12 protein-coding genes are annotated in these 14952 nt (G+C 59.9%); 8 read left to right on the top strand and 4 right to left on the bottom strand.

Annotated elements, in window-relative coordinates; all coding sequences use genetic code 11:
* Positions 1-514 precede the first annotated feature (514 nt).
* From SLW74_RS08310 to SLW74_RS08330, 5 genes are all read left to right on the top strand, one after another.
* On the top strand, positions 515-2686 hold the full coding sequence (locus SLW74_RS08310) for a TonB-dependent siderophore receptor (protein WP_410928593.1): 2172 nt from the start codon (positions 515-517) through the stop codon (positions 2684-2686).
* Positions 2687-2801: 115 nt separating this feature from the next.
* Positions 2802-4121, top strand: a complete 1320-nt coding sequence (locus tag SLW74_RS08315) for an MFS transporter (RefSeq protein ID WP_410928594.1) — start codon at positions 2802-2804, stop codon at positions 4119-4121.
* Positions 4122-4515: 394 nt separating this feature from the next.
* Positions 4516-4788 carry a LuxR C-terminal-related transcriptional regulator gene (locus tag SLW74_RS08320; RefSeq protein WP_065992746.1) on the top strand — a complete coding sequence of 91 codons (273 nt, stop codon included), beginning with the start codon at positions 4516-4518 and terminating at the stop codon, positions 4786-4788.
* 190 nt (positions 4789-4978) lie between these two features.
* Positions 4979-5689, top strand: a complete 711-nt coding sequence (locus tag SLW74_RS08325; protein WP_410928595.1) for a hypothetical protein — start codon at positions 4979-4981, stop codon at positions 5687-5689.
* A gap of 101 nt (positions 5690-5790) precedes the next feature.
* Complete coding sequence (locus SLW74_RS08330; RefSeq protein WP_410928596.1) at positions 5791-6681, top strand: hypothetical protein; 891 nt, start codon at positions 5791-5793, stop codon at positions 6679-6681.
* 2 nt (positions 6682-6683) lie between these two features.
* Here SLW74_RS08330 and SLW74_RS08335 read toward each other — a convergent pair whose 3' ends face one another.
* Positions 6684-7763: a diguanylate cyclase gene (locus SLW74_RS08335; RefSeq protein WP_410928597.1), complete on the bottom strand. Its 1080-nt coding sequence runs from the start codon at positions 7761-7763 to the stop codon at positions 6684-6686.
* 303 nt (positions 7764-8066) lie between these two features.
* On the opposite strand from SLW74_RS08335, the gene SLW74_RS08340 reads away from it, so the two are divergent.
* Positions 8067-8702, top strand: coding sequence for a LysE family translocator (locus SLW74_RS08340; RefSeq protein WP_410928598.1), 636 nt, complete (start codon positions 8067-8069; stop codon positions 8700-8702).
* 104 nt (positions 8703-8806) lie between these two features.
* On the top strand, positions 8807-9976 hold the full coding sequence (locus SLW74_RS08345) for an RsiV family protein (protein WP_410928599.1): 1170 nt from the start codon (positions 8807-8809) through the stop codon (positions 9974-9976).
* A 93-nt stretch (positions 9977-10069) separates the two neighbouring features.
* Here the strand turns inward: SLW74_RS08345 and SLW74_RS08350 are convergent, their stop codons facing one another.
* Entirely contained in the window at positions 10070-10654 is a 585-nt protein-coding gene (locus SLW74_RS08350) for a polyribonucleotide nucleotidyltransferase (RefSeq protein ID WP_410928600.1), read from the bottom strand.
* 352 nt (positions 10655-11006) lie between these two features.
* On the opposite strand from SLW74_RS08350, the gene SLW74_RS08355 reads away from it, so the two are divergent.
* Positions 11007-12683, top strand: coding sequence for an NAD-dependent malic enzyme (locus SLW74_RS08355; RefSeq protein ID WP_065992759.1), 1677 nt, complete (start codon positions 11007-11009; stop codon positions 12681-12683).
* A 65-nt stretch (positions 12684-12748) separates the two neighbouring features.
* Here SLW74_RS08355 and SLW74_RS08360 read toward each other — a convergent pair whose 3' ends face one another.
* Positions 12749-13513, bottom strand: coding sequence for a 2-keto-4-pentenoate hydratase (locus tag SLW74_RS08360; RefSeq protein ID WP_410928601.1), 765 nt, complete (start codon positions 13511-13513; stop codon positions 12749-12751).
* A gap of 90 nt (positions 13514-13603) precedes the next feature.
* Positions 13604-14902: an MFS transporter gene (locus SLW74_RS08365; RefSeq protein WP_410928602.1), complete on the bottom strand. Its 1299-nt coding sequence runs from the start codon at positions 14900-14902 to the stop codon at positions 13604-13606.
* Positions 14903-14952 lie beyond the last annotated feature (50 nt).

Genomic DNA, 14952 nt, shown 5'->3' on the forward strand with positions numbered 1-14952 from the left:
TTACTTTTGATCGTATGCTTTTTCATGGGCTCGCCCTCGCTGTCGTTGGCTTCTTAAGAATGCCACCGTGGCGCTACTGACGCCTCGGCTTGGGCGAGTCCATCCAATTACAAAAGCTCGTTCTTCAACATCGCGATGTCGGCCAGAAGTGGACTGTAGGACCGGCTTTAGCCGGGGGGTGGCTGGTACATCCGACGCGTTTGTTTCGTCAGTGTCGCAGTCTTCCCGGCTGAAGCCGGTCCTACAAAAGCTCGTCTCATTCGAAATTGCTATGTCGGCCAGAAAGGGACTGTAGGACCGGCTTCAGCCGGGAAGCGGCCGGTAAATTCGACGCATCTCTCTCATCAGTGCCGCAGTCTTCCCGGCTGAAGCCGGTCATACAAAAGTCACCTGCACACCGAATTCCACACCAATCCCGGTTGTAAAAATGCCGCGCAGAACGTAAAAGAGGCGCCGCCGAACTGGCCTGCATTTCTTGCTGCCCGACTGCCTATCTCCAGGAATTCAACCGCCGATGATCACCTCGTCCCGTCCCGCTGCCGGCTTCACCCGTCGGCTGTTGCCGTTGAGTATCGCTTTCGCTTCGCCATGGCTGGCAGCCCAGGAAGCCGAGCCCGTGACCCTGGATGAACTGCGCGTGACGGGGGAGCAGGAGTCGATTTATCAAGCGAGTGGCGCGTCGGTTGGCGGTTTCAGTGAAGCGCCGCTGCGCGACACGCCGGCGTCGATTTCGGTGTTCACCGCCGAGCGGCTGAAGGACCAGCAGGCCAAGCTGCTCAGCGATGTCCTGCGCAACGACGCGTCGGTGGGCGACAGCTATGCGCCGGTGGGCTATTACGAGAATTTCGTCGTGCGCGGCTTCTCGCTCAACGCGGCCAACAGCTACCGCATCAACGGGCGGAGCATCACCGGCGAGCAGAACGTGGCGCTGGAAAACAAGGAACAGGTCGAGCTGCTCAAGGGGCTCTCGGGCCTGCAGAGCGGCGTGTCGGAGCCGGCGGGCGTGATCAATTACCAGACCAAACGCCCGGAAGACGTGCGCTCGGTGACGGTCTCAACCAACGAGCACGGCGAGCGCTACATCGCCACGGACGTCGGCGGCTGGTTCGGCAGCGAGAAGCAATTCGGCCTGCGCGCCAACGTTGCCCACGAGGATATTCGCTCTTACGTCGAGCACGCCAATGGTCAGCGGGATTTCGCCTCCCTCGCATTTGACTGGAACATCAACGACCAATCCACCCTGCAGCTCGACGTCGAATACCAGACGAAAGAACAGCGCTCGGTGCCGGGCTATCAACTGCTGGGCGGCACCGCGCTGCCCCACGACGCTTCGCCGCGCAAACTGCTGGGCTATCAAAACGGCTCGAACCCGGTGGGCATCGACTCGCTGAACATGAACGGCCGCTACGAATACCGCCTCAGCGACGACTGGAAAGCCAGCCTCAGCGCTTCACGCAGCCGCGTGGTCATCGACGATTACAGCGCTTTCGCCTACGGCTGCTATTACCAGAGCGACTGCCCTGCCGAGCCGTTGACCGGGCACTTCACGCCCAGCGGAGGGTACGACATCTACGATTTCCGCAGCCCGGACGACACGCGACGCAACGATGAAGTCGAAGCGTCCATGACCGGCCTATTCGACACCGGCTGGCTCAAGCATGAGCTGACCTTCGGCAGCAGCGCGTTCCGCCGCACGGTCGACACCCGACCGTATTTCAGCGAATACGTCGGCTCCGGCAACATCCACGAGACGCCGGACACCTTCGCGCCGTCGGACCTGTCCGTTGGCCACACCGAACGGCGCCTGGACAGCCGCCAGTACGGGCTCTTCGCCACCGACCGCATCCGTTTCAACGAGCATTGGCAGACGGTGATCGGCGGGCGTGAGGTGAAGCTCGATGAAAAGGCCTACAACGAGGACGGCAGCGACAACCGTCATACCGAGCGCTCGATCTTTCTGCCCCAGGCTGCGCTCATCTACAAGCCGATCGACAACGTTTCGCTGTACACGAGCTACAGCAAAGGGCTTTCTCTGGGCGGCACGGCATCGGTGTTCGACAGCAATGTCGGGGAAATCCTCGCGCCGACGATCTCACGTCAACTGGAAGCCGGGGTCAAATACGACTGGCGCCGCATGAGCTTCACCGCTGCCGTATTCCAGACCCGCCAGGCGTATCAGTATTCGAAACCCAGCGACGACGGCAGCCTGACCTTCGTCCAGCAGGGCCAGCAGAAAAACACCGGCGTCGAGCTGAGCGCCAATGGTTACGTGACCTCGCAGTTGCAGATGTCGGCCAGCGTCGCGGCCATTCGCGCGCGAGTTGAAGACAGCGGCACCGCGGCTTACGAAGATCATCAGGCAATCAACGTGCCCAAATTCCGCGGCAGCCTGTCAGCCGATTACGCACTGCCGATTCAGGGGCTGGCGTTGCTTGGCGGCGTGCAATACAGCGCCAGCAAATACGCCAACCGCGAAGGCTCGGTGAAAGTCGATGACTACGCAGTGTTCAACGCGGGCAGTCGCTACAGCACGAAAATCGAGGGCTACGACACGGTCTTGCGCCTGACCGTGGATAACCTCTTCGACAAGCGCTACTGGCGCGACGCGGGCGAATACCTGGGGGACGATTACCTGTTCCTCGGCGCACCGCGTACGGCGCGGGTGTCGGCGACGGTGAATTTTTAAATCAGCTGCTGAAACGCGTCAGCCGTCAGCGATCCGCCCGCAGGCCGTCAGCTTTGTTATCCTGCGCGCCTTTGTCGCACCCGCGTGCGTTTCAACCTGTGATTTGGGGTCTTTCATGACAGCCATTCTTCGACCACGGCCACAACCCATCAGCCGGGGAGACTACAAAACCCTGGGTCTGGCGGCACTGGGCGGGGCGCTGGAAATCTACGATTTCATCATTTTCGTATTTTTCGCGCTGACGCTCAGTCAGCTGTTCTTTCCGCCGGAAATGCCCGAGTGGCTGCGCCTGCTGCAAAGCTTCGGCATCTTTGTCACCGGCTACCTGGCGCGCCCGCTGGGCGGGATTCTGATGGCGCACTTCGCCGACAAACTGGGTCGCAAGCGGGTGTTCAGCCTCAGTATCCTGATGATGGCGCTGCCGTGTCTGCTGATCGGTGTGATGCCGACCTATGCCGACATCGGCTACTGGGCCCCGTTGATCCTGCTGGCGCTGCGCATCCTTCAGGGCGCAGCCGTGGGCGGCGAAGTGCCAAGCGCCTGGGTGTTCGTCGCCGAGCACGCACCGAAGGGCCATCGCGGTTATGCGTTGGGCGTTTTGCAGGCCGGGCTGACCTTCGGCTACCTCATCGGTGCACTGACGGCGACCTGGCTGGCGAAGGTCTTCAGCCACGCGGAAATTCTCGATTACGCTTGGCGCATCCCGTTTCTGCTGGGCGGGGTCTTCGGCGTTATCGGCGTGTGGCTGCGCCGCTGGCTCAGCGAAACCCCGGTGTTCATGGCGATGCACGCCCAGCGCGAGGGCATGACTGAGCTGCCGCTGCGCGCCGTCCTGCGTCAACATCGGCAATCTCTGCTGCCGGCTGCGTTACTGACCTGCGTGCTGACGTCCGCCGTCGTGACGCTGGTGGTCATCACGCCTACGGTGATGCAGCAGCGTTTCGGCATGGCCCCCAGCGACACGTTCGCCCTCAGCAGCGTGGGTATCGTCTTTCTCAATATCGGCTGCGTGCTGGCCGGCATGCTGGTCGACCGAATCGGCGCCTGGCGCGGGGTGGTGCTTTACAGCCTGTTGCTGCCCGTGGGCGTCGGCGTGCTCTACGCGAGTCTGGTCAGTCACTGGCTGCCATTGAGCCTCGCTTACTCGGTGGCCGGCCTGGCCTGCGGCATTGTCGGCGTCGTGCCTTCGGTCATGGTCGGACTGTTTCCGGCGAACATTCGCGTCTCCGGCATCTCATTGACCTACAACATCAGCTACGCCCTGTGGGCAAGCACCACGCCGCTGGCGCTGATCGCCTTGATGCCCTGGAGCCCGTGGGTGTGCGTCGGCTACTGCGTGATCATGGGTGCGGTCGGTCTGGTGACGGCCATGTTCTTTGGCCTGCGCAAGGGCATGCAGGTCGATGATCCGCGGGTGGTACAGGCTGGAAACTGACAGGGCAGCGGGCGTCGCAATGGCGCCCCTTGTCGACATGAGGGTGCGGATTTCAAATCCGTGCCATTTCAAACGAGATTGATCCGCTGATTTGTAACAGATGATTGTAATTATCATTTGCAGCGTTTATTGTCCCCCGTCTATACAACTCACCCGCTGTTATATAACCACATGGCTCTGCATTGGGTCGTGCGTGGATCAATTGTCTGCTGGTTCAGTGGGGATGTTTCGCCAATATTTGTAGGAAACTTTACTTATCATTGTTCGGCTATTAACCGGGCTTGACTGTGCACATTCTCTAACCGTTAGAGGTTTAAAAATCAATAAGAACACTATTACGGCCATGGCTGAGTTACCGCCAGGGTCGGCACGTCGCGGAGACTGTTGAGGGCCAATGATAGAAGAACAACGCAAACGTAGACCATTGAAAAAAACCACCCCCAGAGAGCAGGAAGTCCTTCAGCTGGTGCTTCAGGGGCACACCAACAAAGCGATCGCCCAGCGGCTGGGGATCAGTGATTACACGGCCCGCGACCATGTGTCGGCCTTGCTCAGGAAGAACGAAGTCAGCAATCGGGCGCAGCTCATCGCTCTGCACGTTTCGGCAGCGCGCAAGAAAAAACTGGCACCACCCCTACATCTGACGGATTGTTCCGTTGAGCGGTAAGTGCATAATTAACCCGATTTAATCACTGAACTTTTAAAGCTGTCTTCGGCCTTTACGTTGCCGCGATGACGCTGGCGTCGTAATAAGTGGTCTTTTGAGTGATGACCCTGTTTTCGGCACTTCGATATGTCCTCACGAAGTGTTCGCGATGATGCACCCACAATAACGATCAATAATAAGGATGAAATCGATGACCCTTCAAATCGCAACGTCTGAGCCCTTGAAGCAACCGTGCATCGATGCAGACTTTAATGTGGACGCGTCAAGCGCGTTTCAGCAATTGGTCGATGAGCAAAGCCAACTGTCCCGAGACCAGTTGAGCGAGCTGCACAAGCAATGGCTCGGGCCCCACGGCGTCTTTGCCACCTTCAGCGCGGAGGTCGAGCGACTGGGGCGTCAGGCGCCCGCGCTGGATGATCTTTCCAGCCTGGGCAGCGCGGAGCGGATGAACGAAGCTGAACGGGCGGTAGCGTTCGCGCTGGCGCAGAGCAATCGCCGGCGCGCGGCCAACAACCCCTTTGGCTCACGTTCGCGTCAGGACCTGTGTTGCGTGGTGTTCGACGAGACCGGCGCGTACACCCTGGCGGAGCGTTACGCCGCGTACGAAGCCATGCGCCAGAGCGACTCGGATTTCTTCATCAAACTGATCGCCACCACTCGCGGCGTCACCGAACGGCGCATCGTCTTCCACGGTTTGCTGGAACATTACGACCGCCTGCTGCCGATCGAAAAAAGCATCTACCCCGAGGCCTACCGCGAGGTGCAGCAAACGCATCTGGATCGGGAAGAAGGGTTGTACGGGCCGCTTATGCTGGGCGACAGCCTTGTTGCGATATTTGAAACAGTTACACCTAAAGATCTGCTCAACCAGATTCACAACTCGGCAGAAATGCTTCCATGATTTCCGGGTACCTGGTCCCGGATCAACGCAAAAATAGGTAACTGAGTAAAACTCAGGCCGTCCTCCCCCAGGCGAAGACGGCCTCAAGCAGAGTATGTGTGATGAGCATTTCAATTCCAGAAAATACCAATGTTCAGTCCACCTCTTTGATGACGATCACCCAACCCGAAATCAAGAGGGTTGTGGGCGCCTCGCTTCATGAAGCGCAGCAAACCCCCGAGTCGCCTGTCTTTCTCAATGGAAGGGGACTCATGATGTCCCGACTCTTCAAGGGGCATGCGGTTGAGCCCACGACAGTGGCATACGATCCAAACTTATCGACGTTATTCCCTACACTGTTCCTGTTACCAGAAGATCGGAATCTACTCTCTGCGGTTTATGAATTCGCAAATGTAGAAGGCGCCGACCTTGCCTACGTGGACGATCTGGCTTGGTCTATTGCTTATTACCGGAAATCGGACAATGGACGCGAGATCATCCCGCAGCGGCCTCTCAAACGGTTTGATACTGAAGGGCACGAAGTGTCTTATTCCTTTATTGAGGAAAGCGCCAAGACGGCCCATCGAATATTGAACGGAAGTGCTCTCAGTACGACAGTCGTAGATCGCGGCTTTCTGCGTTTTGCACTGGATGTCGATTACAGCCCGCTGAGCACCCTGAATTTTGGTTTCCTGGAGCAGATCGTCAACAAGTTCTCGGAAAAAGGGGACGTTGTACCCGACTTCGGCCGGCAGTTTGATCACTTTTCTCTTGATCACAAGAACTGGATCAAGAACGTTTCAGAGCAAACATACGATCTTTCTACCGTCGTACCTTTCCTAAAAGGTACGACGCTTGATAGTCGCGCCGCGCTTGCGATGCGCGAATCAGCGGATGAAACGGCCCCTTTTAATAGGGAGCCTTCACGCTCCCTTCGAGAGACCATCGGCGCCTACCTGAAGGAAACGGATGTCCCTACGTTGTTCGAAACGTTGATGCGCACGAAGCGCTGAATTCACCCCAACGCCGCACCCTCGCGCGCGCGCACGTCGCTGGATGGCTGCGCGGGAGTGACCCGATTGCGCCCGGCGCTTTTTGCGTCGTACAGCGCCATGTCCGCTTCGTGCAGCCACTGGGCGGCGTCGGTCTGGTGGGCGCCGTAGGCCGCGACGCCGATGCTCAGGCTCAGCTTGAGATCGGGGAGGGCCGAGTGGGCGTGGTCATGAACCGTACGCCGCAGGCGTTCGAGTATCTCGGTGGCCTGGGCCAGGGTGGTGTCGGGGAAGATGACGCAGAACTCGTCGCCGCCGTAACGGCCTGCCATATCGGTCTGTCGCAGGCTGGCGGACAGCGCGTTGCTCAGTTGCTTGAGCACGTTGTCGCCGGTGATGTGGCCGTAGGTGTCGTTGATGGTCTTGAAGTGGTCGATGTCAATCAGCGCCACGCTGTGCTGGCGGTTGAGCTGCTGGCATTTCTCGAACTCCAGCGTCAGTCGATCCTTCCACGCGCCGTGGTTCATGAGCCCTGTAAGGCTGTCGGTGGCGCTGAGTTTTTCCAGCGCCTTCTTGCTTTTCGAGAGTTGCACCGCGACCTGATAACAGACCAGCCCGATGGCCATCGGGTAGATCACCAGCATGGGCAGGCAGGCGAATAGCTGCAGCTGAGAGACGTGGGGGAACAGCGCCGGCAGGAAAATCTTGTACGACACCAGGGCGCCCGCGATTTGCGCCAGCGAACCCAACATAAACAGCCGTAAACCACCGGCCGCGATGTTATTCATCGCCATCATCGACAGCACCGTCACGGTGGGAAGCGGGCTGATCCCCATGGCGCCCGCCCAGAAACCGCCGCCCAGCGAGTCGTAGATCAGGTTGCGGCGCTCGGCGGCATAAGGCTGAGGTGAACGCTTGGCGAGCAGAAAAGCCATGTGCGGCCAGCCATAACCGTGGGCGATCATGGCGATCCACACCCAGGTCGGTGGGTGAGAAGGGTACAGCGCTGCAGCCACCGCGAAGAACCCAATGCCCAGGCCGATGCTGCGCGGCAAGTACATGCGTCTGGCGTAGGAGAGACCTTTTTGGACCGGAGTGTTCATAGCGCTCTACTGGGTAATAACGCAGCATCCCGACTGCCACATCGGTCACGACCAACGCTCCGAGTGTCCCCCGCCGACGGCGGTACTGGGAAGAGCATTTAGCCACTATTGGACAAATAATTTACACCGTGCGCCGTCGGAGGGTGCGCGGGCGCAGGTGCCGTTGGGATAAGTGACGGGCGCCGTCTGTCATGGCGTGTTTTCCGGCCATCTGTGTATAGACGGTTGTACGGAGGTTGGCTGAAATATGCCTGCCATTCGGCACGGCCCGGATGCATTCGATCACGCCGGCAGGAGCCTCTGATGCCCGAACTCTCAAACCTCATCGCTTTTTCCCTGGTCGCCCTCGGCATGGTGCTGACACCAGGGCCGAACATGATTTACGTCATTTCGCGATCCATCTCACAAGGACGCAAGGCGGGACTGATCTCCCTCAGCGGCGTGGCGGTTGGCTTTATCTTCTACATGCTGTGCGCGGCGTTCGGCATCACCGGGTTGGTGATGGCAGTTCCTTATGCCTACGACACGCTGCGCATGGCCGGTGCCGTGTATTTGCTGTACCTCGCCTGGCAGGCCGTGAAACCGGGCGGTCGCTCGCCGTTTCAAGTGAAGGATTTGCCCAAGGACAGCAACCGGCAGTTGTTCCTGATGGGCCTGATGACCAACCTGTTCAATCCCAAGGTGGCGGTGCTTTACCTGTCGCTGCTGCCGCAATTCATCACCGTCGGCGACGGCACTGGCGTGCTCAGCCAGTCGCTGATCCTGGGCAGCGCGCAGATTGTGGTCAGCCTGAGCGTCAACGCCATGGTTGCTATGGCGGCGGGCTCCATCGCCGTGTTTCTGACCCAGAAGCCCGGTTGGGCGGCGGTGCAGCGCTGGCTGATGGGCACGGTGTTGTTCGGGTTCGCGGTGCGGATGGCGGTTGAGGGCAAGCGGTGAGGGCGCCGTCAGGCTTTGAGAAATCACGGCTGGCCCTTGCCAGACGCTCCGCGATTCGGGAGATTACTGGCCCCACTCGTTAGCATCATCACAAGGGACGTCTGATGCCTGTTTCTCTCTCCGTTTTGCGTATCACCTGCCTCGCCGCGCTGGTCGCGCCATTCACGCTGCACGCCGAGAATGCGGTCCATGTGCTGACAGGCACCTTGGGTAAATCGCCCATCGTCGTCGAGCTGGATCTCACCAGCCCGGAAGATGTGACGGGTCGCTATTTCTACGAGAAGTACCACAAGGACCTGCCGCTGTCCGGCACCTCAAAAGGGAATGATCTGACGCTGACCGAAGGCCTGAGCTACGACGATGAGGCCAGGTTGCCGAAGCTGGTCCTTCATAAAAATCCGGACGCGAGCTGGACCGGGGACTGGAGCAGCAAGGGCAAGTCCTACAAGGTGCAACTGGCCGAACGCGCTATCACCGCGCCAGATGCTTCCGCCGAATCGGGTTGGCAGGACATCTACAAGCAGTCGGCTTACGACTACCTGCGGCTCACGCACCTGCCGCTCAAGTCGGATAAAACAGCTACGTTTATGGGCCATTCGCTGCAGTGGTGGGTCGAGCCGGAATCGGGCGTCTCGATGTTTGCAATCACATCGGGTTATTCGCCCGAGCAGGCTGCACCTATCAATGAGCAGCTGCGCTCCCGCCTGTGGCAAGAGGTTGTCAGCTATCACCAGTGCATGCTCAATGCGAGTCGCAACGGCGGCGACTTTGCCCAGACGGTCACGCCGCGCTTGCTTGCGCCCGGCATTGTGAGCCTGAGCGTCTTCACCGATTACGATTGCGGCGGCGCGCACCCTGATTTTGGCGACTCGCCGCTGAATCTGGATGCCAGCACGGGCAAAGAATTGACCTTGGAAGATGTGGTGTGGGTCGGCAAGGGCGCGCCGTTTCACTACGAACGTGATGAAGAAGGTGGCACGAGTTTCGACACGTATTCCGACTACCGCAGCAAAGCCTTCGCCCCTTGGCTCGTTGACCAGTTGAAAGCGGCGCACCCTGCAGACATGGTGAAGCCTGCTACCGAAGACGACTGCGACTACACCGACCCGTCGGTCTGGGAATTTCCGTCGTGGTATTTCACTGAAAAAGGCATCGTTTTCGGTCCGTCTTTCGCGCGTGTTGCGCGCGCGTGTGAAGGTCCGGAATGGTCGGTCTTGCCTTACAGCGTCATCAAGGCGCATCCGGGCGGGAGCAAACTGACGCTGCCCGAGTAACTCAGCCTCTGTTGTTGTTTACCCGCATCTGACGACGGGGCGCTGGAATCGCTGCTTTTTCGGCTGCAATCGCTGCCCAAAAAGCAGCAGTCCTCATTTCCCGCCGGTCACGCCCTTCACCACCTCGGCGTGGGCCTTGGCATCCTTCGCCAGGGAGATGACGTTGACCATTGCCGTGCGTTTACCGTAGGCAGCCGTAATCGTCGTGCTCAACACCCGGCCGCCGTCTACGCTGCCTGAGATATCAAGCTGACGCATGCCGAGGCCTTTTCGTACGATCTTCTTCTCGCCCAGCTTCTTGAAATCCTTGTAGCTGGACTGCTGCTGTTGCAGCGTGTCGGCGATGATGCCGTCGAGGGTTGGCTTGTCGTTGGCGCCGACCTTCTGGTCATTGGGCAACGGCGCTTCGGTGATGATCACCACGCGCTTGGCCGGCTTGTTCATGTACAGCGAGCCGGTCACGCCCGCGGCCCTGGCCTTGGCATCGATCTCTTCCATCGGGCCTTTGACATAGTCCTTCGGCAGGGTGAAGGCGAATTTGCCGCCGAGCATCGCGACTTTTTGCCCAGAAGGTTTCGGCGCAGGTTTGGTTTTGGACGCCGCCTGCGCGCCGACCATGCCCAGGCATGAGGCTAAAGCGGTGCAGACCAGCAGGGTTCTTAAACTGAACAAGCGCATTCCGACCACTCCTGGGGATGATTCCTACAAAGATCCGGCATTTTGCCTGAGGGTGATGGCAGGTTGATAGTCATGTGGGCGATGGTGTCAGCGGGACTCGCTAATGCCAGTCCTACGGGATGATCGCAGTGTATCTGTAGCACCGGCTTCAGCCGGGAAGAGGCCGGTATGTACAACACAAGATTTGCAGCGAGACACCCGACGCTTTCCCGGCTAAAGCCGGTCCTACTGGATGATCGCGGTCCTACCAGGCCATATGCAGGTCCGATGAATTGTGAGCGCCCTCCACGGTTGGCTTTCCGTGCCAAAGGTGTACATTGAATTCAAAATACAATAAGCACAGGAGACAGACATGACCCATGCCACTGATCGCACCTTGCAAGTCCCTTTCGCCGGTCCCACGTTGTTGGGCACTCCACTGCTGAACAAAGGTACCGCGTTCAGCCTCGACGAGCGTGAAGCCCTGGCCCTGCAAGGCCTGCTCCCCGAACGTGTCGAAACCATCGAACAACAGGCGAGCCGCGCCTATCACCAGTACCAAGCCTGCGCGACCGACCTGGACAAACACATCCTCCTGCGCTCGATCCAGGACTCCAACGAAACACTTTTCTACCGCGTCGTCGACGACCACCTCGACGAGATGCTGCCTATCATCTACACCCCCACCGTCGGCAAGGTCTGCCAGGAATTTTCCCGCATCTACCGCAGTCATCGCGGCTTGTTCATCAGCATCGCCGACAAGGACCGCATCGACGAAATCCTCAACAACGTCACCAAAGACAACGTCAAAGTCATCGTCGTCAGTGATTGCGAGCGCATTCTCGGCCTTGGCGATCAGGGCGTCGGCGGCATGGGCATCCCCATCGGCAAGTTGTCGTTGTACACGGCGTGCGGTGGCATCAGCCCGGCCTACACGCTGCCGGTGGTGCTCGACGTCGGCACCAACAACCCGGCGCTGCTGGCGGATCCGCTGTACTTCGGCCGTGGCCAGGAGCGTGTTCGCGGCGCTGAATATGATGCGTTCGTGCAGGCATTCGTGGAGGGCGTGCAGCGCCGTTGGCCGGAAGCCATTCTGCAGTTCGAAGACTTCGCGCTGACCAATGCCATGCCCTTGCTCGCGCGCTTCCGCGATCAACTCTGCTGCTTCAACGATGACATCCAAGGCACTGCCGCCGTCACCGTCGGCACCTTGCTGGCCGCCTGCAAGATGAAGGGCCAGCGCTTGTCCGATCAGACCGTCGCCTTTGTCGGCGCCGGATCCGCGGGTTGTGGGATCGCCGAGCAGATCATCGCCGCCATGCAGCTCGAAGGCTTGTCCGAAGCCCAAGCGCGCAGTCAGGTGTATCTGCTCAACAGCAAAGGGCTGCTGACCGATCGCCAGCCGGGCCTCTACGATTTCCAACAGCGCCTGGCCCACTCCAGCGATTCCCTCAACGACTGGGCGTTCAGCGCCCACTGGCCCTCGCTGCTTGAGGTGGTCAGCAACGCCAAACCCACGGTGCTGATTGGCGTGTCGGGCAAGGCCGGACTGTTCACCCAGCAGATCGTCGAGACGATGCACAGCCATTGCCCGCAGCCGATCATCATGCCGCTGTCTAACCCGACCTCGCAGATCGAAGCGCACCCCAAGGACATCCTGCAATGGACCGACGGGCAGGCGTTGGTGGCCACGGGCAGTCCGTTTTTACCCATTGAGGTGCTGGGCAAAACCTTTCCCATCGCGCAGTGCAACAACTCCTACATCTTCCCCGGTATCGGCCTCGGCGCCATCGCCAGCAAGGCCACCCGCGTCACCGACGGCATGCTGATGGCGTCGGCTCAGGCGCTGGCTGAGTGCGCAGCGGCAGGGCAGATGTTGCCGCCGCTTCGGGATGTTCAGGCCGTCAGCAAACGCATCGCCTTTGCCGTCGGCATGGCGGCCCAGCGCGACAGTGTGGCGCCACCGCAATCGGAAGATGAACTGTCAGCGGCCATCGAGAAAGACTTCTGGCAGCCGGTTTACCGGTCGTATGTTCGCCGCCCTGACTAAGACCGTCGCATACAAAAAGAACCCGCCAGCTCGGCGGGTTTTTTTTATGGCAGCGAGGTAAAGCGTCAGGCCAGCGTCAATGAAACCGGTGGCAGCCCGTCGATCTGTCCCGACACCTCAGCCATGCCCTGGGCGAAGTGCATGCCAGTGTAAGAACCTGTGGTGATCACCAAGTCCTTGGACAACGGCAGTCCATTGAGGGTGTGATGGTTGACCAGCCACGGCAACAGCCGGCGCGGGTCGCCTGCCGGATTGGCGACTTTTGACGGCACGATGCTCTCGCCATTCACCGTGAAGGTCAGCGTCGGTGCAACAAAGGGAAACGACCCGTTGTAGGGTACGAAATCACCCACCACCAGGGCGCCGTGGTTAAGCAGATCGGCCAGTTGCGTCAGCGGCTCGATCTTGGGCCACGCCGCAAACCGGCTGGAAACCACCTCGACGGACGCCGCCATTTCGCCGATGCCGGCCATGACCTCCTCGGCGCTGTACGCCTCATCCCGCGGGCTGAAGTCGCGGTTGAAGCGGAAGGCAATTTCCAGCTCCAGACCCACCGGCGGATAGACGCTGCGGTCCAGTGTGCCGGTCGACGGGAACAGGCAGTCGCGGGGCAGGGGCGAGCCCTGAATAGGCCCGTCCGTGGACTTCGAACCGATCTTCCAGCCGCCCGCTTCAACCCCACGCAAGCGCAGGATTTTCTGCTGCGTGAGGTACGCCGCGTCGCGGTCGGACGGGTTCAGCTCGAAATCCAGGTCGCCCAACAAATCATGCTTGTTCTGCGCATCGACGATCAACTGCGCCAGACGCGAAGGTTGGGTGTCAGTGTCCAAAAGCGTTCTCCATTGAAGTGGCTCGATTGCAGGTGCCGGGCTGAAGCTTTATGGATCAAGCACCGCCCGAAGGCGGCTCCCGGTGTCGCTTTATTTACTGACCACTGGAGAAGGTTCCGCGCCCGGCGTCAGCGGCGCAGCCGGCTGCCCGTAGTCAAACTTGTTCTGCGGCTTCATGCGGAACGACAGCACGACGCCAATCGCCAGCAGAACAATGCTGACCAGAAACGGCAGCTGCCAGTTGCCAAACTTGTCGATCAACAGACCGGCGGCCACTGGGCTGACGATGGCGGCCATGGCCGATCCGGTGTTCATCATGCCGCTGGCGGTGCCGCAATGGTCGGGCGCGATGTCCATCGGAATCGCCCACATCGGGCCGATGGTCATCTCGGAGAAGAAAAACCCGATCGCCAGGCAGGCCAGGGAAATGTGCATGTCCTTGGTGAACATCAACGGCACCAGCGACAGCAGCGTCAGCCCCAGGCACACGGCGACCATCAGGCTGCGCGCCTTGTTCAGGTCCTTGGTACGCGCATAAATGCGGTCGCTGACAATGCCGCCCAGGGTGTCGCCGACCACGCCGCCGAAAAACACCGTCGACGCGAAAATCGCGGTGCCCTTCAAATCCAGGCCCATGTTCATGAAGTACATCGGCACCCAACTGAGCAGCAGCCACAGCGTCCAGCCGTAGCAGAAATACACGATCGTGACCGGGGCCATGCGCTTGAACAGGCGACCCCACGGCAGCACGACGCTGGATTTCACTTTTGGCGGCGGCAGGGTGTCCAGTTCCTGCTTGGAGATGCGCGGGTGGTCTTTCGGGTGCTCGGTAAACACCGCCATCCACAGGATGACCCAGACAAAACTGGTTGCCGCGCAGACATAAAATGATTCACGCCAGCCGTAGGTGGCCATCACCGCGATCATCGCTGCCGGCGCCAGCGCGTTACCGAGACGGGCGAAGGCGTGGGTGATGCCTTGGGCGAAGCCGCGCTTTTCCTTGGGGATCCAGCGGGACATTGCCGCCGTGGCTGCGGGGAACGTAGCGCCCTCACCGAGGCCGAGGAGGATCCGCGCGACGATCAGCGAAACAAAGCCGCCAGCCAGGCCGGTCAACACCGTGGCGCTGGCCCAGATCAGCCCGCACACCACCAGCGTGCGCTTGGCGCCGAATCGGTCGCTGACCCAGCCGCCGATGATTTGAAAGATCAGGTAGGGGTACGCGAAGGCCGAAAAGACGATGCCGATCTCGGTTTTGCTCAGGTTGAATTCTTTACCGAAACCGACCGCGGCGGTGCTGACATTGACGCGGTCCAGGTACGTAATGAAATACATGGCGCACAGCATGAACAGCACCACCGTGGTGGGGCGCAGACGTAAAAACTTCATGTGCTATCTCCAGTTTCTTATTGTGTTCGCTGACAACGCGATGATTCGGG

Origin of the sequence: Pseudomonas sp. W5-36 (assembly GCF_046540455.1) — a bacterium.
Classification (GTDB): Bacteria; Pseudomonadota; Gammaproteobacteria; order Pseudomonadales; family Pseudomonadaceae; genus Aquipseudomonas; species Aquipseudomonas graminis_B.